At 65.1% G+C, this 22322-nt stretch carries 25 protein-coding genes; 15 read left to right on the forward strand and 10 right to left on the reverse strand.

Annotation, left to right across the window (positions count from 1 at the left end):
* Window positions 1–56: 56 nt before the first annotated feature.
* Window positions 57–776, reverse strand: a complete 720-nt coding sequence (locus tag QYL91_RS09040) for a metal-dependent hydrolase (protein WP_302080175.1) — start codon at window positions 774–776, stop codon at window positions 57–59.
* Between the two features lie 58 nt (window positions 777–834).
* A complete protein-coding gene (locus QYL91_RS09045; RefSeq protein WP_302080176.1) occupies window positions 835–1092 on the reverse strand; it encodes a hypothetical protein in 258 nt (85 codons plus the stop codon).
* 76 nt (window positions 1093–1168) lie between these two features.
* On the opposite strand from QYL91_RS09045, the gene QYL91_RS09050 reads away from it, so the two are divergent.
* Entirely contained in the window at window positions 1169–2296 is a 1128-nt protein-coding gene (locus QYL91_RS09050; protein ID WP_302080177.1) for a S1C family serine protease, read from the forward strand.
* Window positions 2297–2300: 4 nt separating this feature from the next.
* On the opposite strand, the gene QYL91_RS09055 is transcribed toward QYL91_RS09050, so the two are convergent.
* From QYL91_RS09055 to QYL91_RS09065, 3 genes are read right to left on the reverse strand one after another with little or no spacing between them, the layout of a single operon-like run.
* Window positions 2301–3176 (reverse strand): hypothetical protein, encoded by an 876-nt coding sequence (locus QYL91_RS09055; RefSeq protein WP_302080178.1) that lies wholly within the window; start codon window positions 3174–3176, stop codon window positions 2301–2303.
* A complete protein-coding gene (priS, locus tag QYL91_RS09060) occupies window positions 3176–4333 on the reverse strand; it encodes a DNA primase small subunit PriS (protein ID WP_302080179.1) in 1158 nt (385 codons plus the stop codon). The genes QYL91_RS09055 and priS overlap by 1 nt, the downstream gene beginning before the upstream one ends.
* Window positions 4334–4384: 51 nt before the next feature.
* Window positions 4385–4867, reverse strand: a complete 483-nt coding sequence (locus QYL91_RS09065) for a GNAT family N-acetyltransferase (protein WP_302080180.1) — start codon at window positions 4865–4867, stop codon at window positions 4385–4387.
* Window positions 4868–4982: 115 nt separating this feature from the next.
* Between QYL91_RS09065 and QYL91_RS09070 the strand changes: the two genes are divergently transcribed.
* From QYL91_RS09070 to QYL91_RS09105, 8 genes are all read left to right on the forward strand, one after another.
* Window positions 4983–5681: a DUF502 domain-containing protein gene (locus QYL91_RS09070; RefSeq protein ID WP_302080181.1), complete on the forward strand. Its 699-nt coding sequence runs from the start codon at window positions 4983–4985 to the stop codon at window positions 5679–5681.
* Window positions 5678–6088, forward strand: a complete 411-nt coding sequence (locus QYL91_RS09075; protein ID WP_302080182.1) for an archease — start codon at window positions 5678–5680, stop codon at window positions 6086–6088. The genes QYL91_RS09070 and QYL91_RS09075 overlap by 4 nt, the downstream gene beginning before the upstream one ends.
* Before the next feature lie 120 nt (window positions 6089–6208).
* Window positions 6209–6448 carry a DUF8106 domain-containing protein gene (locus tag QYL91_RS09080; protein ID WP_302080183.1) on the forward strand — a complete coding sequence of 80 codons (240 nt, stop codon included), beginning with the start codon at window positions 6209–6211 and terminating at the stop codon, window positions 6446–6448.
* A gap of 8 nt (window positions 6449–6456) precedes the next feature.
* Window positions 6457–6918, forward strand: a complete 462-nt coding sequence (locus tag QYL91_RS09085; RefSeq protein WP_302080184.1) for a DUF5788 family protein — start codon at window positions 6457–6459, stop codon at window positions 6916–6918.
* A 24-nt stretch (window positions 6919–6942) separates the two neighbouring features.
* Window positions 6943–8682 (forward strand): DNA polymerase/3'-5' exonuclease PolX, encoded by a 1740-nt coding sequence (polX, locus tag QYL91_RS09090; protein ID WP_302080185.1) that lies wholly within the window; start codon window positions 6943–6945, stop codon window positions 8680–8682.
* Window positions 8683–8750: 68 nt separating this feature from the next.
* Entirely contained in the window at window positions 8751–9236 is a 486-nt protein-coding gene (locus QYL91_RS09095; protein ID WP_302080186.1) for a Mut7-C RNAse domain-containing protein, read from the forward strand.
* A 26-nt stretch (window positions 9237–9262) separates the two neighbouring features.
* Complete coding sequence (locus QYL91_RS09100; RefSeq protein WP_302080187.1) at window positions 9263–9649, forward strand: hypothetical protein; 387 nt, start codon at window positions 9263–9265, stop codon at window positions 9647–9649.
* A gap of 74 nt (window positions 9650–9723) precedes the next feature.
* A complete protein-coding gene (locus tag QYL91_RS09105; RefSeq protein WP_302080188.1) occupies window positions 9724–10194 on the forward strand; it encodes a DUF5797 family protein in 471 nt (156 codons plus the stop codon).
* Here QYL91_RS09105 and QYL91_RS09110 read toward each other — a convergent pair.
* Window positions 10184–11236: a DUF5787 family protein gene (locus QYL91_RS09110; RefSeq protein ID WP_302080189.1), complete on the reverse strand. Its 1053-nt coding sequence runs from the start codon at window positions 11234–11236 to the stop codon at window positions 10184–10186. The two genes, QYL91_RS09105 and QYL91_RS09110, sit on opposite strands and share 11 nt — an antisense overlap.
* Window positions 11237–11311: 75 nt before the next feature.
* Between QYL91_RS09110 and QYL91_RS09115 the strand changes: the two genes are divergently transcribed.
* From QYL91_RS09115 to QYL91_RS09135, 5 genes are all read left to right on the forward strand, one after another.
* Window positions 11312–12052, forward strand: a complete 741-nt coding sequence (locus QYL91_RS09115) for a nucleotide exchange factor GrpE (RefSeq protein WP_302080190.1) — start codon at window positions 11312–11314, stop codon at window positions 12050–12052.
* A gap of 69 nt (window positions 12053–12121) precedes the next feature.
* A complete protein-coding gene (locus tag QYL91_RS09120; protein ID WP_302080191.1) occupies window positions 12122–13495 on the forward strand; it encodes a hypothetical protein in 1374 nt (457 codons plus the stop codon).
* A gap of 161 nt (window positions 13496–13656) precedes the next feature.
* Window positions 13657–15594: a molecular chaperone DnaK gene (gene dnaK, locus QYL91_RS09125; protein ID WP_302080192.1), complete on the forward strand. Its 1938-nt coding sequence runs from the start codon at window positions 13657–13659 to the stop codon at window positions 15592–15594.
* 253 nt (window positions 15595–15847) lie between these two features.
* Window positions 15848–17011 (forward strand): molecular chaperone DnaJ, encoded by a 1164-nt coding sequence (gene dnaJ, locus QYL91_RS09130; protein ID WP_302080193.1) that lies wholly within the window; start codon window positions 15848–15850, stop codon window positions 17009–17011.
* Window positions 17012–17096: 85 nt separating this feature from the next.
* Entirely contained in the window at window positions 17097–17846 is a 750-nt protein-coding gene (locus QYL91_RS09135; RefSeq protein WP_302080194.1) for an acyl-CoA synthetase family protein, read from the forward strand.
* On the opposite strand, the gene QYL91_RS09140 is transcribed toward QYL91_RS09135, so the two are convergent.
* From QYL91_RS09140 to QYL91_RS09155, 4 genes are all read right to left on the reverse strand, one after another.
* Window positions 17843–18025 (reverse strand): DUF7333 family protein, encoded by a 183-nt coding sequence (locus QYL91_RS09140; protein ID WP_302080195.1) that lies wholly within the window; start codon window positions 18023–18025, stop codon window positions 17843–17845. The two genes, QYL91_RS09135 and QYL91_RS09140, sit on opposite strands and share 4 nt — an antisense overlap.
* Window positions 18026–18089: 64 nt before the next feature.
* On the reverse strand, window positions 18090–18842 hold the full coding sequence (locus QYL91_RS09145; RefSeq protein ID WP_302080196.1) for a hypothetical protein: 753 nt from the start codon (window positions 18840–18842) through the stop codon (window positions 18090–18092).
* Window positions 18843–18918: 76 nt separating this feature from the next.
* Window positions 18919–19755: an aldo/keto reductase gene (locus QYL91_RS09150; protein ID WP_369685593.1), complete on the reverse strand. Its 837-nt coding sequence runs from the start codon at window positions 19753–19755 to the stop codon at window positions 18919–18921.
* Between the two features lie 60 nt (window positions 19756–19815).
* Window positions 19816–21048, reverse strand: coding sequence for a digeranylgeranylglycerophospholipid reductase (locus tag QYL91_RS09155; RefSeq protein WP_302080197.1), 1233 nt, complete (start codon window positions 21046–21048; stop codon window positions 19816–19818).
* 179 nt (window positions 21049–21227) lie between these two features.
* On the opposite strand from QYL91_RS09155, the gene QYL91_RS09160 reads away from it, so the two are divergent.
* Window positions 21228–22298, forward strand: coding sequence for a hypothetical protein (locus tag QYL91_RS09160; protein ID WP_302080198.1), 1071 nt, complete (start codon window positions 21228–21230; stop codon window positions 22296–22298).
* Window positions 22299–22322 lie beyond the last annotated feature (24 nt).

Below are 22322 nucleotides of genomic sequence, written 5' to 3' on the forward strand. Positions count from 1 at the left end.
CAGATGAAGGTGGTAGTTACACCGGTGTTACCGACGTCGCGAACACGAGGTTGTGCCTAGAGTTCGAACGTTTCGTCGCCCTCGAGGACGACCGCTTCGACGTCAGCGCCGGTCGCACGGACCTCCCGCTCGAAGTCGTCGGTGTCGATTTCGATTGGCGGGAAGGTGTCGTAGTGCATCGGGAGGGCGTAGTCGACGTCGAGCCAGTCGGCAGCGATGGCGGCTTGCATCGGCCCCATCGTGAAGTGGTCGCCGGCAGGGAGCGCTGCCGCGTCCGGTTCGAGATACGGGCCGATGACCTCGCGCATCTCCGTCATCAGACCGGTGTCCCCGGCGTGGTAGAACGTCGTCGACTCCTCGTCGTCGACCTGCGTCGGCTTCGTATCAGAGACGACGTAGCCGGCGGGCATCCCTGCACTCGGTGCCGTGAATCCCTCACCGAGGCCGTTGGAGTGGTCGGCACGGTGCATCGTCACGAAGGCGTCGCCGGGTTCGACGGTGCCGCCGAGGTTCATGCCGACGACGTCGTCCTCCGCGAAGCCGTGTTCCTCGGCGAGATGGCCCGTCACTTCGGGACTGCCGACGAGTGTCGCGTCGGTGAACTCGCCGACATCCCCGACGTGGTCGTCGTGGCCGTGCGTCACGAGGACGAAATCCGGGTCGACGTCCGCCGGGCTCGTGTCTGTCTTCGGGTTCCCGAAGAAGGGGTCGATGAGCAGACTGGTCGCTCCGACTTCGACGTGCCACGTCGAGTGGCCGTGCCAGGTGAGTTCCATTGCGTCCGGCCGTTCGTCCGGCGTCCCCTTAATGCTACTCGAACAGTCCGTTCCGGTCTCAGTTGTTCGACCGCGAACCGGTCCGGCGGGCCCGTGCAATCCAGGCTTCCATCTGCTGGTTCAGCGACCAGAACAACACCGTCACCATCGCGACGACTGCCAGGACGATGACCAGGCCGAGATAGAAGGCGTTGGTCGTCGGCAACCCGACAACGAGGACGAGCGCACCGACGAGCAGCATCTCGAGTGCACACCGTATGGCTGGACCGATAAAGTCCGGCGGCGGGACCTCCGTCGTGTCTGTCGTATTTGCCATCGATGGCGGCCCCTACAACCCCGCCGGAGTAGTAGTTTGCCCTGTGATTTATCTGGCTGCCCGCCAAGCCTCCGATATGGGTTCTGACCAGTGGTCCCGCCGCCGACTGCTCGGTGCGGCCGGGACCAGTCTTGCCGCCGGACTGGCCGGCTGTTCGCTCGATGCGCCGACCAGTTCCGACGCCACTGACGACGGGCCGGCACGCTACGAGACCTACACTGCGCCCGAACGGGGCAGTGACGGCGACACGCCCACAGCGCAGTCGGCCTACAGTAGCGTCTACAAGCAAGTCGCCGACTCCGTCGCGGCAGTTCGCGTCGAGACGACGAACGGAACCGCAAGCGGGACGGCCTGGCTCTACGACGAGGACTTTCTCGTCACGAACGAACACGTCGTCGGCGGCTCGGAGGCAGTTTCTGTCTGGTTCGAGGGCGTCGGCTGGCAGGAGGCCACGACGCTCGCGACGGACGTCTACAGCGACCTCGCGGTCGTCGAAGCACCGAACCGGCCCGACGACATCGAACCGATTCCACTCGTCGCCAGCGAACCGCCAGTCGGTACGGAGGTCGTCGCTATCGGCAACCCGTTCGGGCTCTCTGGCTCACTCTCGGCCGGCATCATCAGCGGGCAAGACCGCACGCTCCCCGCGGCAAACGGCTTCTCGATACCCGACGCCGTCCAGACCGACGCCGCGGTCAACCCCGGCAACAGCGGCGGCCCGCTCGTCAACCTCGATGGCGAACTCGTCGGCGTCGTCAACGCCGGCGGCGGCGACAACATCGGCTTTGCCATCTCCGCGGCGATGGTCGACCGCGTCGTCCCCTCGCTCGTCCGCGATGGCTCCTACGACCACTCGTATATGGGCGTCAACATCGCGCCCGTGACGCCACCGGTCATCGAGGCAAACGACCTCGATGTCTCCTGGGGCGTCTACATCGACAACGTGGTCGACGGCAGTCCCTCGGCGGGCGTATTAGAGGGGTCGACCGGCTCCGAAACAATCGTCGTCGACAACCGGCGTATCGGGACAGGCGGCGATGTCGTCTACCGGATGGACGGCGTCGACATCCCGACCCAGCAGGCGCTGTCGACGTTTCTCGCACTCGAAACCCGTCCTGGTGACACAATCGACGTCGAAGTCATCCGCGACGGCCGCCGCGAAATTGTCGAGTTGACGCTCGGGTCGCGGCCGGCACCGCGGTAACTGCTCAGAGGCGCTCGGCCGCGTCGCGTTCGACCAGCGGCTCCGCGTTCGCTTCCGGGAGCGTCACCACGTCGTCTTCCGCGAGGTCGTACTCGCGTTCGTCGACGCCGAAGATGCCGCCAACGTCGGTGGTGATTCGGACCGTCTGTCGGGTGACGCCGGTCTGGGTGTCGGTGGCCGTGCCACCGTCCTCTCTGAGTTCTGTCTCCGCGTCTTGACCAGCGCCCGGCGTCGGTGCCGGCGGGTCGGGGTCGGCTGGTTCCTCGTCGTCGCCGCTCGGTTGCTCAGTCGGCGCCCCGCCCATCACGTCTGCCGCCGTTACGTTGTCCTCGTCATTGTCTGGGACGCCGGTCGGCGGGCCGTCCGCAAGCGTTGCCTCGGCGGGCGAGGGCGGCGTCGGTGTGTCGGCCGATTCGGACGCTGTCGATGGCTCACTCTCCTCGGCGGGCTCTGCCGGTTCGGCCGCGTCTGTGGTGTCGGCCGACTCGTCGTCCTCGCCGGCGAGGACGTCGAGGACGTGCTGGCGATTGGTCTTGATGTCGTCGACGAGTGTCTCGAAGAGCTTCGTCTCCTCCTCTGTCATCCCGTCGGATTCGGCCGGCAGGTCCGCGGCGGCAAACGAGGCGGCCTTGACGATTTTGCCGACGCGTTTCTCGTAGATTGCCTCGACGGTCTGTTCGGCGGTGTCGATTTCGTCGGAGAGCCGACTCACTTCGGGGGCGTCGAAGGGGTCGTCGGCGCGCTCGGCCGCGCGCGACCGCTGCTCGCGCAACTGCTGGATGAACCTGCCGGCGTCCGCGTAAAATGTCGGGCGCAACTGCTGGAGCTTGTCGGTCTGGCGCTCGCGGTCGCGCACGGATTGTAGTTCGTCCAAATCCATTATTCCTGCCCCTTCTCGGCGCGGCCCCGACACATCAGGAACACGCCGAGAGACTCTGGAACAGTAACCTCTCGCTCCTCCAGTGTAAAGCTATCGCCATCCAGTTCGACCCGCCCGCCGTCTGTCACTTCGACCGTTATCTCGTGGCTCCGGAACGTCTCCGGGACCGCATCGACCAGCGGGTCGAAGTCCGTGATAGCGTCGCGGTCGAGCCGTTGGACCGCCAGTCCGCTCCCACCGTGGAGGCTTCCCGGGAGTCGAATGAGGCGGTTGGTGTCGGTCGTCACCGGTTCGTCGATGGGGGCGTTCTCGGTCTCGACGACCTCGGTTACCAGCGAGTCGACCAGCGTCCTGATGCCGACCCCGCCGGCCTCGACGTTGCCGTTCTCGATTGCCTCGCGATTCTGCTGGACGGCGCCGTAGATGGTCTTTGCACGCCCGTCACCGATGCCGTCCAGTTCCTTGAGTCGGTCGAGTGCGTCCGCTTCGTCGAGAGTTTCGAGTTCGTCGACGAAGTCTATGAGCTTCCGGTGGACGCGCCGGCCCCACCCGCCGTCGGTCGGGAGCACGCGGGCGGTGACCGACCCGCGCATCTCCTTGCGGATGAGGCTGTCCGGGTCCAGCCCGATACCGCGCACGTAGTCGACGATCTCCCGGCGGGCGTCGCGTTCGAGCCCCTGGATACCCTCGTCGCGGACGTGGACGTGGTAGCCACGGCCACCCGAGAAGACGACGGTCAGGTCCTCGAACGCGAAGTCGTCCTCGAGGAAATCGAGGAGGCGAAGCAGGGCGTCCTTGCACTTTGCGAGCATCTCGGCGTAGGTGTCGTCGGGTTCGGCGGCGGGGAGGTGGTCGGCGTCCAGATCGAAGATGAGGTCCGAGGACCGCCAGGTCTTGCCGGACATCGTCGACGCGCTGGGGTTCTCGTAGCGCCCGGCCGAGAAGTAGACGTGGCGGGGCCGCTCGCGGGCCAGAAACTCCGAGATTTCACCCAAATCGAGCAGCGACTTGTGGCGGACGTACGTCTCGCCCGGCCCCTCTGTCCAGGGGACGTATCCCCACTCGCGCTCGTTGGCGTCGGGTGGTGGCGTTATCTCGCTTCGGCGGTAGTGGTCGCCAAAGCGCCCCCGGAGATAGCGCAGCGTCTGCTCTTCCATCGGTGCCCCGTTTGCCCGAGCGTGGCAAAAGAGTTTGCGTCGACGGTCGACTCACCGGCCGAGCAGACTGGCCAGTTTCTCCCGGATACCCTCTTCCTCGCCGAGTTTGAGGTAGTAGGCGTCGCCGCCGTCCTCGTAGTAGCTGTCGATTCGGCGTGCTACCTCGAATCCAAGATGGTCGTAAAAGTTCAGCGCGTCCTGATTCGTCGTCCGGGCGTGACAGGTGACGGTGCCGTAGTCCTCGGCGACACGGGCGACGAGTCGCTTGCCAAAGCCCAGCCCGCGGTAGTCCTCGTCGACGGCCAGAAACAGGATGTAGCCGTCACGGCGGACGGCGGCGAATCCGACGAGGCGTCCGTCAGACCGGTCGATGTAGAGATAGACCGTCGAGCGCTCGTACGCGTTCTGGAAGAAACGGCGACGCTGGCGCAACATCCCGTCCTCTCTGCGAATGCGCTCTTTGAGTTTCCAGGCACGGTCGACGTGTTCGTCGCTGCCCGGACTGACGACACGTCGCTGGACGTTGACGCTCACTACCGCGGAAGCAGGGTAGCGACGATTATAATTCCACCGCTCACGGCCACTCGTTTGCGTGCCGGTCCCGGACGAAACCTGCACCCATATAGACGAGTCCGCCCTAACGGGCCGTATGTTACTGCTTGGGGCCCCTCCGGCCGAGCAGATGGACAGTACTTTCGACTATCTCAAGCGCGCGCTGGTGACCGGCGCGGCAATCGTCGTCCCGGTCGTGCTCACTATCTACATCACGGTGGTCATCGTCAATTTCCTCTCGCAGTTTCTCGCCCCCGGGGTCATCCTCGTCCAGGACTCGCTGGGCTTCGATGCGGTCCCGGTCGCCGCCATCCAGTTGCTGACTGCGGCTGTGTTTCTTTTGCTCATCTTCGTCATCGGCGTGGCAGCCGAGAGCCGCCACGGGGACGGGACCGTCGAGCGCCGCTTCGAATCGACGGTCTCGCGGATTCCGGGTGTCGGGACTATCTACTCGAACCTCAACGAGATTAGCGACCTCCTCCTCGAACAGGATACGGATAGTTTCCAGGAGGTCAAACTCGTCGAGTTCCCACAGGAGGAGTCGTACATCCTCGGGTTCGTGACCGCGGAGCATCCGTCGGTGATGGAGGCGGCAACCGGCCACGACGAGATGACGACGCTGTTTGCGCCGATGGGACCGAACCCCTTCATGGGTGGATTCGTGATGCACCTCCCCGAAACCCGGGTCCACGACATCGACATGACTGTCGAGGAGGGCATCCAGACTATCGTCTCCAGCGGAGTGGTTATCAACGACCCCGACGAACTCGGCGCCAGTCCTGGTGACTCCCCGTGAGCTACGAACTCAAAGACCACACCGCCGATGTCGCTGTCGAAGCAACCGCCGACTCACTCGCCGACGTCTTCGCCGCCGTCGCCGACGGGATGGCCGCAGCGATGTGTGCGGACGTGCCGGCGGCCGGCCAGCGACGCTCGCTTACGGTGACTGCCGAGGGTCGGGAGGCACTGCTGTTCGACTATCTCGACGACCTCATCTACGAACGGGACGTGCGCGGTGTTCTCCCGGTCGACAACGAGACGACAGTGAACGAGAAGGACGGCGAGTGGCACCTCGATGGGTCGTACCGGGGGGTCCCGCTGTCGGAGGTCACTGCCCGTGACCTGAAGGCAGTCACCTACTCGGAGATGGACGTCTCGGAAACCGACGACGGCTGGCGCGCGTACGTCGTCTTCGACGTTTGAGCCGGTCGTGTCGCTGTCTGTTCTGCCGAGACCACTCTTTACATACTAGAGGTCGCAAACGCCGTTGGTTTCCATATATTGACAGCAGGCACTTACCCGTGTAGACCGTTCTCTTCTACGATGACCCGCGTGTACTCTACAAGCCGCGCTGGGTCGGTTCCCGAAACCCCGTCCCACCGCGTCCATCGGAAGTCGACACTGTTCTGTCCGCGCTGTGGGCACGACGCGCCCGTCGACGGCGACTGGGTGCTGACACTCCGGCCGGAGACGGTCGACGTGGACTGTCCGGACTGTCGGACCACACTGACTGCCCGCCCGTACGGCCTGGCAGCGAAGGAGCGAAGTGCCAGAAGCCGGTAGGGAGATGCGTGAGAGAGTTCGAGCGCAAACAACTGCTGGAGCGCATCGAGCGCGAGGGCGCAACCATCGGTGCCAACATCCCCGAGCGTATCACGGTCCAAGGCGAGGACATCGACCTCCAGGAGTTCGTCTTCGAGATTCGCCGGCGCGAGACGGTCCCCGCCGGCGAACGCGAGCGCGTCGAGCGCGCAAAGAAGAACCTTCGCCGCGAGCGACTGCAGCGCAAACAGCAGATTGAGGACGAGGAGACGCCCATTAGCTTCGAGGAGGGCGAAGAACTCGCCAAGTCGATTATCGGTATCGACCGGGCACTCAACGCGCTCGAACAGCTCGGCGGTGCCGACATCGAGAGCGAAGCACAGGCGAAAGAAGCCGCCGACCGCAAACGCTGGATGAAGTTCCTACAGAAGGCACTTGGCCACAATGACGACGACTCCGGCGTCGGCGTCGGCCGTGGCCGCAGTCGATGAGTGACTACCTATGAGTGACTACCTATGAGTGACAACGCCGAGATTGCGACACGACTCGAGGAGTTTGCCGACTTACTCGAAGCCCAGGGCGTCGAGTACAAACCGCGCGCGTACCGCCGGGCCGCCGAGAACGTCCGTGACCACCCCGACTCGGTGCGCGCGCTCGCCGCCGAGGGAGCAGACGCAGTGCAGAATATCGACCGCGTCGGCGACGCTATCGCGTCGAAAATCGTCGAGTACGCCGAGACCGGGACAATCGACGAACTCGACGAACTCCGTGCCGAACTCCCCGTCGACATGGCCGCGCTCACGAGCATCGAGGGGGTCGGCCCGAAGACCGTTGGCACGCTCTACGAGGAACTCGGCATCGAGACGCTCGACGACCTCGAAGCGGCGGCCGAGGCCGGGGAGATTCAGGAAATCAAAGGATTCGGAGCCAAGACCGAGCAGAACATCCTCGACGGCATCGACTTCGCCCGCGAGGCCCACGAGCGGTCGCTGCTGGGCGAGGCTATCCCGCGGGGCGAAGCCGTCCGGGACTTCCTCCGAGACGTCGAGGCCGTCTCGGCGTGTGACCTCGCGGGGTCGATTCGCCGCTGGAAGGAGACGGTCGGGGACGTGGACGTTCTCGCGGCCAGCGAGGACCCCCAAGCGGTCGTCGACGCCTTCGCCGACTGGGACGGTGCCGACTCGGTCATCGAGGCCGGGACCGGGAAGGCGAGCGTCCGCGCCGGCGGCGTTCGCGTCGACCTCCGCGTGGTCTCCCCCTCGGAGTTCGGGAGCGCACTCCAGTATTTCACCGGCAGCTGGGACCACAACGTCGCGCTCCGGAACCGCGCTATCGAGCGGGACCTGAAGATGAACGAGTACGGTGTCTTCGACGTGGGTTCCGTCGAGGACCCCGACGCCGACCAGCGCGTGGGCGACCGTGTCGCCGGCGACACCGAGGAGAGCATGTACGAGGTGCTCGACCTCGACTGGATACCGCCGGAACTCCGGGAGGAACGCGGCGAGATTGCGGCCGCCGCCGAGGGGACACTCCCGGACCTCCTCACCGAAGCCGACGTTCGCGGGGACCTGCACATCCACACCGACTGGTCGGACGGCACCGAGTCGATTGCCGGAATGGTCGCGGGCGCAGCCGACTTCGGCCACGATTACGTCGCGATTACCGACCACGCGACCGGTCCGGGGATGGTCGGCGGCGTCGGGCTCGACGACGACAAGCTCCGTGAACAACTCGCCGAAATCCGAACCGTCGCCGAGGATGCCGACATCGCCGTCTTCGCCGGCGTCGAGGCAAACATCGCTGCCGACGGCTCTGTGTCGGTCGCCGACGACCTGCTGGGGGAACTGGACCTGGTCGTCGCCTCGCCACACGCCGGGCTGGACGGGGATGGAACCGAGCGACTGGTCGCGGCCGCCAGCCATCCCGATGTCGACGTCATCGGTCACCCCACCGGCCGACTGCTCAACCAGCGGTCGGGGCTGACAGTCGACGTCGAGCGACTCGCGAGCGTCGCTGCCGACCACGGCACGGCCCTGGAAATCAACGCCGACCCCCGTCGGCTCGACCTGGACGGGCGGGCGGTCAAGACCGCTCTCGAGCAGGGCGCCAAGATTGTCGTCGACACCGACGCCCACCGCACGTCGAGTTACGGCCACGTCCGGTATGGCGTCCACACCGCGCGTCGGGGTTGGGCCGAACTGGCGGACGTGGTGAACACGCGCGACCCGGCGGACCTCCGGTCGTTTCTCGACTGAGCGCGGCACCTGCCGGCGGACCGTCCCCGCTGTGTACGCTTTTGTCGCTGGCTCCCCGACGGAGAGACATGAGCGACGGAGGGGCCGACTCACCACGGCGATTCCTGCTCGATACGATGCTTGGCAAACTCGCCACCTACCTCCGGATGTGCGGCTACGACGCCGCCTACACGCTCGACGAGGGCATCGAGGACGACGACGAGATTCTCGACCGCCTGCATTCGAGCGGGCGGACGCTGCTCACGCGCAGCCACGCGCTCGCCGACCGCGCGCCGGCCGTCGTCTTGCTCCAGTCGAGGGACATCGAAGACCAGCTCCGGGAACTCGCCGCGGCCGGACTCGACCTCTCGCTAGCCGAAAAGCCAGCCCGCTGTGGCGTCTGCAACGCCCCGGTCGAACGGGTCGGTATCGACGAGCGCACGCCCGAGTACGCGCCGGACCCCTCCGACGTCGACGTCTGGCGGTGTGTCGACTGCGGCCAGCACTTCTGGCAGGGGAGCCACTGGGACGACGTGGCCGAGACGCTCGCTGCCCTCTCGGACCGGCCAAGCTAACTTTCTGGAGGCTCTTTGTCGGGTAGATGCCGGACCACTCGCTGTCCGAGCGCGACCTCGTCTCGCTGTTTACCGGACGCGTCGTCGAGAGCCTCGCCGTCAAACAGGACTTCGGCAGCCGGACGATTGGCTGTCGGACGTGTGCGCGCACCCTCGGGTCGGGCGACCGTGTGACGGTCGCGCTGACTTGCTACGAGGACCACAGCTGGGAGATGGAAGGGGTCTACTGTGAGCGCGACGCCGTCGATTCCGTGGCCGAGACGATGGGCATCCGCGCCGAAAACCAGGCCGTCGTCGCGGCGACGCTCGAAGAGACGGGGTACCACCCGCCACAGGGGAACTTCCAGCCCGACGCGCTCACGCTCGGTGCGATTGAAGTACTTGATTACAGCCCCACTGCCGACGGCTACTGACCGGCAGCGGTCGGCTCTCGCCGTCGACTCGACTCCGGAACGCCATTGTACCCCGGTCGCCGTACGTAGATGAAATGACGCTCTCACCGGAGGCCCAGGAGCGACTCGAGGACATCGTCGAGTTGCAACCGACGAAAAACGGCACCCTCCAGGAGCGGTGGGGGATGGACAGCGGGAGCGAGGTCCACTCCTACCTCGAATCGGAACTCAAAGAGTACTACTACCGCAACGAGGACAGCCTCATCTGTGCGACGCCGGAGGCAGAGGCCGTCGCCGCCGGCGAGGAGACTGACTCCTCAGAGCGGGTCGTCGACGTGAGCGACATCGAGGCCGCGACGCTCGACGTACTGCCGGGTCCCGACGACGAGCCACAGAGCGTCGTCGCGACGCTGCACGCCCTGCAGGACGCAGGCGAAGGCGTCGACGTCGACGATGTCCGCTCGGTGTTACACGGGCTGGTCGACAAGGGAGCCGTCGAACGGGTCCGCAAGACTGTCCCGACCTTCCGGCTGGTACTCGACCGCGAGAACATCGTCATTCGGTAGGCGGCTGGTCGGGCCGCTGGCGTGCACGCTGGCTTGAGAGGAGTTCTTTGATTGTTCCCCCTGGACCACCGTCGAGTGGCCACTCCATCTGTCGCCACGCCGGCGGCTCGGGTTCGAAGTCCGGACACGACCCCGCACACTCGGTCTGGGTCTGGTGACATTCCTTCGCCCGGCAGTGTGGTCGTGCGACGGCCGTCGTCGGGTCCAGTTCGAAGTGCCGACAGTCCGGCCGCATCGAGTCGGCGTAGGCGCGCCAGCCACGTTCGTAGGCCCGCTCGGCGATTGCCAGCCGTTTCTGTGCTTTCCACTCGGGGTCGGCGTACTCGAAGCGGGCGGCCGAAGCGTCCCGGTCGCCGCCGGCCGGCCGCTCGACGATGCGCGTGCCGGGGTCTGTGACCGACAGCGAGCGTGGTTGCCACGTCGCGTCGACGGCACCCGCCCCGCGCTCGGCCGGGTCGACCGTCAGGATGCCGGCCTCGACGGGAATCCCCTCGAACAGCGCCGGCGTAACCCGCTCGCCGGTGTCGGCGGTGGCGACCCACACCTCGTCGGCCAGCGCAAGCGCCACGTCCCGTTCGAGCTGGGGCGCGAGGTCGCGTGCGGCACTCGCGGTGAGGTCCGGTTTGTTCTCGATGGCGACGACCCGCTCGACCCAGTCGGGGTAGGGCCACTTCCGGCGGATGTGGATGCGGTTGCCGTCGGTTCTGGTGTCGACGATGCCGCGGTCGTCGGCGCGGTGAATCGCTTCGCGGACGTAGCGCCATGGGTAGCCGGGGTCGGGGAGTGCGTCGCGGTACCATGCCCACTCGGCGGGGGCGTTTCGAACCACGTGGAGAAGGTCTGAATCGAGCCGTTCCCGTCCGAAGTTCGCGCGGGCGGCGAGGCCGTCAGGGTCACACTCGATGACGACGGTGTCCCAGCGGCGCCGCTTGACACCGAGTTGGCGCGCGACGACGACCGGGTGCTCGCGCTCGCCGTTCGGGGGCCAGTGTCGTTCGGCCCACTGACAGACGCCCAGTTCGAAGGCAAACTCCGAGTTCACGTCGGCTGTTCTCAGCGGGTCGGCGGGCAAGAAGCTACCGGGTGGCTTTTATCCGCGAGACACCTTCCTCTGGATATGAGCGAGCAGGACGCCACGGAGGCCGACGGGCCAGTTGGCGAGTCGGAACCGACAGCCGACAGCGAGGACCACCTCGAGGACATCGCCGAACAGCCCGATGCCGACCCCGAGGAGACACTCGACGAGATTACCGGCAACGGTACGGCCGGTCGAGCCGACAACGGTGATGCCAGTGAGACGCCCAGCGACGACGCAGACGAACCCGACGAGCCAGACGAGGAGCTCGTCGAGCGCGTCGCCGACTCCGACCCCGAGGACATCGCCCACGAGCTCCACACGCTGCGGCGGCAACTCGACGACCGCAAGGAAGAAATCGAGGATCTCCAGTCCCGTCTGAAACGAAAGCAGGCGGACTTCCAGAACTACAAGAAACGCCAGAAGAAACTGATCGAAGACGAGAAAGAGCGCGCCACGGAGGACCTCGTCGAGCGTCTGCTGGACGTCCGTGACAACCTCCGCCGGGCGCTCGAACAGGACGAGAACGCCGACATCCGAGACGGCGTCAAGTCGACGCTCAAGCAGTTCGACGAGCAGTTCGAACGCGAGAACGTCACGCCGATCGAACCCGACCCCGGCTCGGACGTCGACCCGAAACGACACGAAGCGCTGGCGACGATTGCGGCCGAACAGCCCGAAGACACCGTCGCCGAAGTCCACCGGCCGGGCTACGAGATGGCCGGCAAAGTCATCCGCCCCGCGCAGGTGGCCATCAGCGACGGCTCGCAGGCAGACGAGTAATCGCGGCGTCGGTACAGCGTTGACTTTCGTCTGGGAAACGCCTTTTTCTCACTGTGCTGATTGTCCGGTATGGAGCCGTCGCGCTCGTTCGTCGCTGCCAGACAGGTCACTCTCTGGAGTTTGCTTGCTGTCGTCGTCCTCGCTGGCTGTCTCGGTGTCGCGTTCGTCGGCCCTGCCGACGCGGCGCCGCCGCCACGCCCGGTCTGTGCCGGTTGCGGTGACGCTATCGAGGACCGTGCGACAGACCACGGGCTTGACCTGACTGTCACAAACAGCACAGCGACCGTCACTGTCTCCGAGAACGGGAGTGCCGTCTGGGTGGTCACCAACACGATTCGCGAGCAGGCGGCAATCGACCGGCTCCGACAGAACGGGACGTTGCGGTCGTCGATTGTAGACGTCCGTTACTGGGACGTGACGTTGCTCTCGACGTCCATGACAGAGGAGGGAGTGCTGACGGCCCGGTATCGGGAGCCGGACTTTGCAGCGCCTGCGACAGGTGGGACGCTTCGCTCGGGGTCGTTCACCCACGACTACGGCTACCGGAACCTGGAGGGGCTGGGTGCCGACCGTCTGGTCGTCGTCGCGCCGGACGGTATGCGCATCGAGGCGACGGTTCCCGGCGCGACGCGTACCGATAACGGCAGTCGGATGGTCATGGCCGAGTACGACCGCGGTGGCTTCGTCACGTTCGTGCCCGACGACGCGCCGCTTGGATTCCTCTGGAGCTGGGCCGCCATCGCTGCCGTGCTGGGTCCGGTCGTCGCCGTGAATACCGTCGTCTCCGTGGTCGTTCCGACTGCCCTCGTCACTGCACTGGTGGCTGCCAGCGGTCGGTTTCTCCGGACAGTTCAGACGATGTACGAATCGCTCCATGCGGACGTCACTCAGCTACTGACGCTTGCGGGTACCACGGGCGTGACAGTGGCCATTCTCGGGAGCAGCCTCGGTCTGTTCGGCGTCGATGGGACGCTGTTGCTTGGCGTGAGCGTCGTTGCTGTCGTTTCCGGCCTCGCGTGGGCGCGCCTGTCGACACTCCAGTTGACGTATCGCACCACTCTCGCGGCCTCGATGTGCGCTCTCGGTGCCGCCGTTGTCGCGACGCTGGCGGGGTCGATACTGTTCTACGGCCGTGTGCAGTGGTACGGACTCGGACCACGCCTCCCGCTACTAGTCGCGCTCTTTGCGCTCGTTCCCGCGGGCTTTGCCACGGTCAGGGGCGCGCGTTGGACCGCTATCCTCACCGCCGGCGTGGGCGTTATTGTTGCGCTCGTCGCCACGGCTCCACTGACCAGCCAGTTCTGGATGTTTGGACTGGTCGCTCGATTGCTGTTCGCAATCGCTGGCGCGGTTTCGCTTGCGGTTCTCGGTGTCCCATTTCTGGTCGTCGGTGCACTGGCCGCGGGCGATGCCGGTGAGAGGGCGATAGACACTCACAGTTGAGTGTCCAGCGTCGAACGACCGCTCTGTTTGCGGTTGACTTATACGATGTGGTCAGAGACGCCCTGCCGTCGGAAATCGACAGGCATCGCGGGTCTACTCTCGGCACCCCTCTGGTGCATCTAGCAACTTTTAACCGACTCAGACGGGTACATACTGCCAACATGGCGAGCAACAAAATTCTGGGTATCGACCTCGGGACCACGAACAGTGCGTTCGCGGTCATGGAGGGTGGTGACCCCGAAATCATCGTCAACGGTGAAGGGGACCGCACCACGCCCTCTGTCGTCGCGTTCAACGACGGCGAGAAACTGGTCGGCAAGCCCGCGAAGAACCAGGCTGTCCAGAACCCCGACCACACGATTCAGTCCATCAAGCGCCACATGGGCGAGGACGACTACACAGTCGACCTCGAAGGCGAGGAGTACACGCCGGAGCAGGTCTCGGCGATGACACTCCAGAAAATCAAGCAGGACGCCGAGGACTACCTCGGCGAGGAAATCGAGAAGGCTGTCATCACGGTCCCCGCGTACTTCTCGGACCGACAGCGCCAGGCGACGAAAGACGCCGGCGAAATCGCCGGCTTCGAAGTCGAGCGCATCATCAACGAGCCGACGGCCGCGGCGATGGCGTACGGGCTCGACGACGAGTCCAACCAGACCGTCCTCGTGTACGACCTCGGTGGTGGGACCTTCGACGTCTCGATTCTCGAACTCGGCGGCGGCGTCTACGAAGTCGTCGCGACCAACGGTGACAACGACCTCGGTGGGGACGACTGGGACCAGGCCATCATCGACTGGCTGGCCGAGGACTTCCACGACGAGCACGGCATCGACCTCCGCGAGGACCGCCAGGCTCTCCAGCGGCTCAAGGACGCTGCAGAGGAAGCCAAAATCGAGCTCTCCAACCGAAAGGAGACGAACATCACGCTGCCCTTTATCGCCTCCGACGACGACGGGCCGAAGGACCTCGAAGCCTCGCTGACGCGAGCGAAATTCGAGTCGCTGACTTCGGACCTGGTCGAGCGGACCGTCGGCCCGACCGAGCAGGCGCTCGAAGACGCCGGCTACGACGAGAGCGACATCGACGAAGTGATTCTCGTCGGCGGGTCGACGCGGATGCCGATGATTCAGGACAACGTCGAGGAGATGACCGGCCAAGAGCCAAAGAAGAACGTCAACCCCGACGAGGCAGTCGCGCTGGGTGCAGCCATCCAGGGCGGTGTCCTCTCGGGCGACGTCGACGACATCGTGCTCGTGGACGTGACGCCGCTGTCGCTGGGTGTCGAGGTCAAGGGTGGCCTGTTCGAGCGACTCATCGAGAAGAACACGACCATCCCGACCGAGGAATCGAAGGTATTCACGACCGCCCAGGACAACCAGACGATGGTTCAGATTCGCGTCTTCCAGGGCGAGCGCGAACTCGCCGAGGAGAACGAACTGCTCGGTGAGTTCTCGCTGACCGGCATCCCGCCGTCGCCCGCGGGCGTACCACAGATCGAGGTCACGTTCGCACTCGACGAGAACGGTATCGTCGACGTCTCCGCCGAGGACAAAGGCTCGGGTAACAAGGAGAACATCACCATCGAGGGCGGTGCCGGTCTCTCGGACGACCAGATCGAGCAGATGCAGGAGGAAGCCGAGAAACACGCCGAAGAAGACGAGAAGCGCCGCGAGCGCATCGAGGCGCGCAACCAGGCCGAATCCACAATCCAGCGCGCCGAGAAGCTCCTCGACGAGAACGAAGAGCAGGTCGACGACGACCTGCGCGCCGACATCGAGGACGCTGTCGAAGAAGTCGAGGACGTCCTCGACCAGGAGGAGCCGACCAAGGAAGAACTCGAAGAGGCCACGGAGTACTTGGCCGAGGAACTCCAGGAAATCGGCAAGCAGGTCTACCAGCAACAGGCCGCTGACGGTGCCGCAGGCGCTGGTGGTCCCGGTGCAGGCGCCGCGGGCGCGGCCGGTGCTGGCCCGGGCGCTGGCGCAGGTCCCGGCGGGGCAGGTGCGGGTCCGGGCGCCGCGGGCGCAGGCGCTGACGAGGAGTACGTCGACGCAGACTTCGAAGACGTCGACGACGAGGACGAGGAAGACGACGAATAGAGTCCCGTCCGGGGACTGACCGGTTCGCGACGACTTTTCGTGTTTTTTTCGACAGTTTCGGTTCGCGTTTCTGAGCCGCTGGTACCCGCCTCGGGAGCGGTCAGTTCGTGGCGCGTGCGGACGGTCAGACTGCCAGTGATACCCACTGGGACGACTCGGAACTCTGTGGGTACGAGTGTCATACCTGCCCAATTCGCTGAAATCTCTGACCCGTTCTATTCAAGTGGCCGAACCGTTTACTGGGCTACAACTGATGACTGAGGACTTTTACGACGTACTGGGTGTGTCGCGGGACGCCTCCGAGGAGGAGATAGAGGAGGCGTACCGTGACGCCGTTCGCAAGTATCACCCGGACGTTAGCGACGACCCGGACGCCGAAGAGAAATTCAAGAAGGCAAAGAAGGCAAAGGAAGTCCTGACGGACGACGAGCAACGCCAGATGTACGACCAGATGGGCCACGAGCAGTTCGTCGAGGCCGACAAGCGCGGCGCGACGGGCGGTGGCGGCGGTGCGCGTGGCGGCCCCGGCGGGATGGGTGGCATGGGTGGTATGGGCGGCGGCGGATTCGGCGACGTCCAGGACATCTTCGACCAGTTTTTCGGCGGCGGTGCTGGCGGCCAGTCACAGAACCGCCCGCGGCAGGGCCAGGACCTCAGGACTGGGCTGGAAATCGACCTCGAAGAAGCCTATCACGGCGCAGAGAAGGAGATGGACGTGCGCCGGCCCGAGACGTGTAGCGACTGTGACGGCAAGGGCCATCCGCCGGGGACCGACTCAGAGACCTGTCCGGAGTGTAACGGACAGGGGCAGACGACGACAGTTCAGGATACCCCCTTCGGTCGGATGCAGTCCCGACAGACCTGTCGGCGCTGTGAAGGAGACGGGACGATTTACGAAGAGACCTGTTCGACGTGTGGCGGCAACGGCGTCGTCCGCGAGGACGCGACGCTCACCGTCGAAATCCCGGCAGGTATCCGCGACGGCCAGACCCTCCGGATGGAACGGGAGGGCGCACCCGGCGAGCGTGGCGGTCCCAAGGGCGACCTGCTCGTCGAAATTTCGGTGGCCGAACACCCCGACTTCGAACGCGATGGTGACGACCTCTATACGACCGCCGGCGTCTCGTTCCCGCAGGTGGTCTTTGGCGACACCGTCGAAATCGACACCTTCGACGGCCCGGTCGAACTCGACGTGCCGGCCGGCACCCAGAGCGGCGAGCGGTTCCGCCTGAAAGGGAAGGGGATGCCCCGCCTCCAGCGCCGTGGCAGCGGTGACCTCTACGTCCAGATTCAGGTCGTCACGCCGGAGTCGCTGGCCGAGGAGCAACGCGAAGCACTCGAACAGTTCGCCGAGGCCAGCGACGAGGACATCGACGTCGACCAGAGTTTCTTCGACAAGATTCGCGACTCGTTCTGAGCACGGCCGCTCGAACTGGCGTCTGGCGCGGGCAAGCGTGGCGACAGTGCGACGCCCTTTTCGCGGTCGACTCCAAGAGTCGCGTATGGAGACGCTCGCAGACCTCGTTGCGGCCGGGCGAAATCGCGAGGGGCCGGTCGTCGACGCACCCGAGCGAAACGCCCCCTATACGTACGGCGAATTCTCGACGAACGTATGGAAGGCCGGCAATTTGCTCCGCCACTACGGAGTCCGTGCCGGCGCGCGGCTGGGACTCGTCATCGGGCCGAAGCATCCCGAACCCGACGACGAACCCGGCTGGCTCGGCGCCACGCCGGACCCGCTGCTGGCACTCCTCGGTGGGGCTTGTCTCGGTGCACGGGTCGTCCTCTCACCACCGCAACCGGTCGAGGCGCGTGCCTTCGTCTGTCCGGATGCGTGGCTCGACCGCTACGACGTCGCGCCGGGGTGTTCACGACTGGCGTACGGCGGTCCGCCGGAGACGACCGGCGTCGCACATTTCGAGCGGGAACTCTGGAGCGAGAACCCCATCGAACCACCGGACCCCGTCGCGGCCGACGACCCGTTCCTCGACATCGACGGCGCGACGGAAACGCAGGGCACGCTCTTGTCGGCTGGCGAGTCACTCGCAGCGACGCACGAACTCGACGGCGGTGACCGAATCGCTCTGGACGCGCCACTGACCTCTGCGGGTGCGATTGTGGCCGGTGTGGTCGCACCGCTCGCCGTTGGCGCGACAATCGTCGTCGGCAGCGATGTCGCTGGGGACGTTTGCTACACGGTCACGGGCGACAGTCGCGACGGGGCGACCGTCGACCCTGGGTCTGTTTTCTAGCTCGCGCGGAACTCTCCGTGTTTCATCCCGAAGAAAAAGGCGACAATCGAGAAGACGATCATCGAGGGCAGGACCATCATGAAGACCGTCGAGGGGGTCATCATGGACGTGAGCGCGACCGTCGCAACGGCGACAATCGCGACGAGTGGGACCACCGAGCGCGGGAAGTCGAACTCCATACCAATATTTTGGGATTGCTACCCTAAATACGTTCAGAAAGCGGGTCTCCTCGCGCCAGTGGGCTCACTCCGGTGTCGGGCGGACGAGTTCCGCGAGTGTCACCACGAGCCCGAGCAGCCAGCCAAGCGGGACGGAGATACCGAACCACATCAGCACGTAGGCAAAGCCCTCGCGGGTGAAGTTCTCGACGAGGAACTCCTGGACGCCGAAGATACTCGGTGCATCGAAGAGGAACCACCGGGCCAGCGAGTCACTCTGGTCTAAGACGACGCCGGCGACGGCCGGCGCGTACAGTGCTGCCACGACCGGCGGGAGAAAGATGGCCGTCATGGCGAAGGGGTAGGCGAGCAACACGGTCGTGAACCGGCCGCCGAGGACCCAGAAGCCGTACGCCAGCGCCGAGGAGACGATGGCGACGCCGCTGGCGGCCGCGACAGCGGTGACACCGCCGGCATCCAGTGACGCGGAAAACTGGAACTTCGCGAGCAGACTCAGTGCGCCCCACAGGACCACAAAGAGGCCGACGACGCCGGCAAAGCCGATACTGACGGCGGTGCTGTTGATTCGCTTTGTCTGAAAGCGGATGAAATACCCGAACAGCACGAGCGGATAGGCTAAGGCGACGACAGGGACGCCGACGACCGACCACAGGCGGTAGAGAAAGAGCGTCAGCCCCCCGTCGGGGCGCCACTTGCCCAACACCGTGCCCTCGGCACTCCGTTGTCGGGGCCAGACGACCTCCATCCACGTCTCGTGCATCTGCTTGAGGTCGAATTTGAGTGCGTCGACGACACCACGCTCGTTCCCGACAGACATTACCGCCCCGTTCGATTCCCCTCCGGTTTACTGTTTCGGCCTCGGGGGACCAGCGCGGACCTGGGACCGTGGCCGCTCAGTCCCAGCTGTCGGGCGCAAAGTCCGGGTGGACCTGTCGGTCGACAGTTTCGATGTCGTCGATACGAGCTACGTCTTCGTCGTCTAGCTCCAGCGTGAGACTCTCCCAGTTGTCGCGGATATGTGCCTCGCTGGTGGCTTTCGGAATCGCGGTCACGCCCTTCTCGCGGAGCCACGCGAGACTGACCTGTGTCTCGCTGACGCCGTGTTTCTCTGCAATCTCGCCCAGTGTCGGGTCATCCAGCACTTTCCCGCGGGCGAGCGGCGAGTACGCGACGAGTTCGATGTCGTTCTCGGCTGCGTAGGCGCGCAGTTCCTCCTGGGGGAGGAACGGATGCATCTCGACCTGGTTGGCGAAGACAGGGACGTCCAGTACCTCCTGTGCCCTGTCGAGGTGTTCCGGTTCGAAGTTCGAGACGCCGATGGCCCGAATCGTGTTCTCGTTGTACAACTGTTCGAACGCGGCCAGTGTCTCCTCGGGGTCGTACTCGTTTGCCGGCCAGTGGACATAGAGGAGGTCGACGTAATCGACGCCAAGCGCGTCCAGGCTGGCGTTCGTACTCTGGATGACCTTCTCGTGGGAGAGTTTGCTCGTCCACACCTTCGTCGCCAGGAAGACCTCTTCGCGGTCGACGTCTGCGGCGGCGATACCCTCACCGACGGCATCCTCGTTGCGGTACGCCTGTGCGGTGTCGATGTGGCGATAGCCCATCTCCAGGGCGGTCTGGACCGAGTCGGCACACTGGTCGTGGTCGGTATTCTCCCACGTTCCGAGGCCGAGCATCGGCATCTCGCCTGCGGACGGCACACTCTCCGGGGACAGCTTCTGAGACATACACGACACCGTAGGAGTGGCTCCTCAAAGTGTGTTGTGTCCGCGAAGTCGGCGGCCCGACTAGATGTCGAGTCGGTCGCGGACGAAATCGGTGAGTATCGGCAGGTCGGAGACGTGGAGGAGCTTCCTGAAGGCGACGAGATCGCCGTTGTTGATAGCGACCAGCGCATCCTCGCCCAGTCGTTCCAGGTCCGCCATCAGCTGGTCGTAGCGTTCGTTCGGCGCGAGATAGAGAAGTTCGGTCATCAGCAGGCGTGTGCGTGCCTTCGGCGCGACGTTCTGGTGCCAGAGGTCGCCGTACAGCTCCATCCGGTCGGCGGAGGTGTCGCGGGCCTCGGGCGTGAGACAGGCGTCAGCGGTGACTGCGGCTGCGCGTGCGGACTTCATGCCCTTGTGGATTCCCTCGCCCCACAGCGGGTCGATGGTCGGGACGGTGTCACCGATAGCCATGAAGTTGTCCGTGCTGAGCTGGCCCGGCTTCTGGATGTGTGCCGAGCCGCGGTGCTGTTTCCCTTCGAGTCGCGTCGCGTTCTCGAAGCGAGGGTCGGTCCGCAGCCAGTAGTCGAGGTAATCGTCGATGCCCATCCCGTCTCGTGCGCGCTGCTTGTGGGAGTCGTTCTGGATGTAACAGAGGCCGACTTTGGCGGTGTCGCCGCCGGTGTGGAAAATCCAGGAGTAGCCCCCGGGTGCGAGGTCGTGGTCCAGTCGAAGCATCATCGCGTCCCGGAGGTCGCCGTAGTCCGGATGATTCACATCGATGCCCTCGAACTCCCACTCGACGCCGATTGCTTGGTGGCTCCGTTTGAGTTCGCTGACGCCGAGTTTCTTCGCGAGCGGTGCCGCTGGCCCTGTCGCGTCGATGATGATGTTTCCGTAGACCTCGTCGCCGCCGTTGTACTCGACGCCGACGATTTCGCCGCCGTCCATGATTGGGTTGGAGACGCGGGCGTCGAAGCGATACTCCGCCCCGTTTTCGCGTCCGTCGCGGACGAGAAACTGCTTGAACTCGGCAAACTCAAGCACTGCACCGGGCTGGTGGTGGGCGTAGTGGTCGTTGGGGGACTCGAGGACGACGGAGTCGGTGTAGTTCATCACCACGTCGTCCGGAATCGAGAAGGAGGCCATCATCGACGGGAAGGTGCCGGCCGTCGACTTGTTGCTCTGACGTGGGAACTCGGATTCGGACTCGGTTTCCAAGACGAGTACGTCGTAGTCCCTGCTCGCCAGGTCCCGGGCACACTGTGCCCCGGCGGGGCCCGCCCCGGCGATAACCACGTCATAGCGGTCGGTCATACCTTCAGGTACAGCGTGCGGGTAATCAGTCTTGCTGAATACGTCGACCGGGACACCGAACTGTCTGTTCTTAGTCATCTATCGCTGTTACGTTCCGCGAACCCCGGTCGACCGTCTCAGCGAGCGGCCCCAACCGATGGTATAAAGAGCGCGTCCCTCCCAGCCACGGGACACCCGAGATGTTCCAGACGAGTGCGGGATACCTCGCAGGCCGCGACCGACTCCCCACGTCGCTCCGCGCAGTGCTTGGCTATTACGCAGACAGCGGCGTCTTCGACTACCGAAGTCTCCAACTACAGCGCCGCATCGACGACGCGACTGACGCTATCGTCGCGGACGCCTTCGCCGCCGTCGAGGAGGCCATCGCCGAAGAGTTCGACCGTGAGTTCGTCGAGTTTTCCTACGACACCAAACTCGTGCTCCCGGCGGAGTTGACGCTTGGCTACCTCTACCGGCAACTCGAGGAACCGGAATACGACGACGCCGAGGCCGTGACGCAACTGGTCATCGAGGCGCTCATCGACGGCGACATGCGCGATGCCGTCAACGACGACGAGTTCGACGACTTCGAGGTGGATTTCCCCGTCGACGAGTCGGACCGGCGCCGGGTCGCCGAGGTCGCCCAGGCGACACTCGAGGCTCGCGTCACCGCACAGTTCGAGTCCTATCCCGACGCCGTCCGGGACGCCTACGACTGGGCCGTCGACATCTCCGAGCGCCACCAGGACGAGGACGACCACTTCCGGGCGCTGATGGCCGCCGCGCAGGGCGAGAACACCTCCCACACGCCCGCTGAGGCCCGCGAGCGCATCCGCGAGGAGTACAAGGACGCCGACTTTGCCGACCCGCCGGCAATCTTCGACGAGGAACTCGACCTCCCGTATTTCAAGACCCAGTACGACCGCGTGGGCGTCATCTACAGCGGGATGGTCGAGATGTATCGTGAGGCGGGACTGCCCGTCGAGGAAGCCTTCGAGAAGTCGATTGTCCTCGCTATCATCGGCGCACAGATTTGGCTCGACGACATCGACGACTTCCAGGCCGACATGGAGGGCGGCCAGCTCACGCCCGTCACCGCGGAGTATCTGCTGGCTGACGACGACGCCACTGCCGCGACGCGCGCGGTCGATATCTCGGAGCAGTATCTCGATTTGGCCAAAGCACACGCGACGACAGTCGACTCGACGCTGACTGGCATCGCGACGGAGTACATCTACCGGTCGGGCGACCCCAGTGTCCTCCCGCGGTAGTTCCCAGTACTGTCTTCAACGGGG

Source organism: Salinibaculum rarum (genome assembly GCF_030505615.1).
Taxonomy (GTDB): domain Archaea; phylum Halobacteriota; class Halobacteria; order Halobacteriales; family Haloarculaceae; genus Salinibaculum; species Salinibaculum rarum.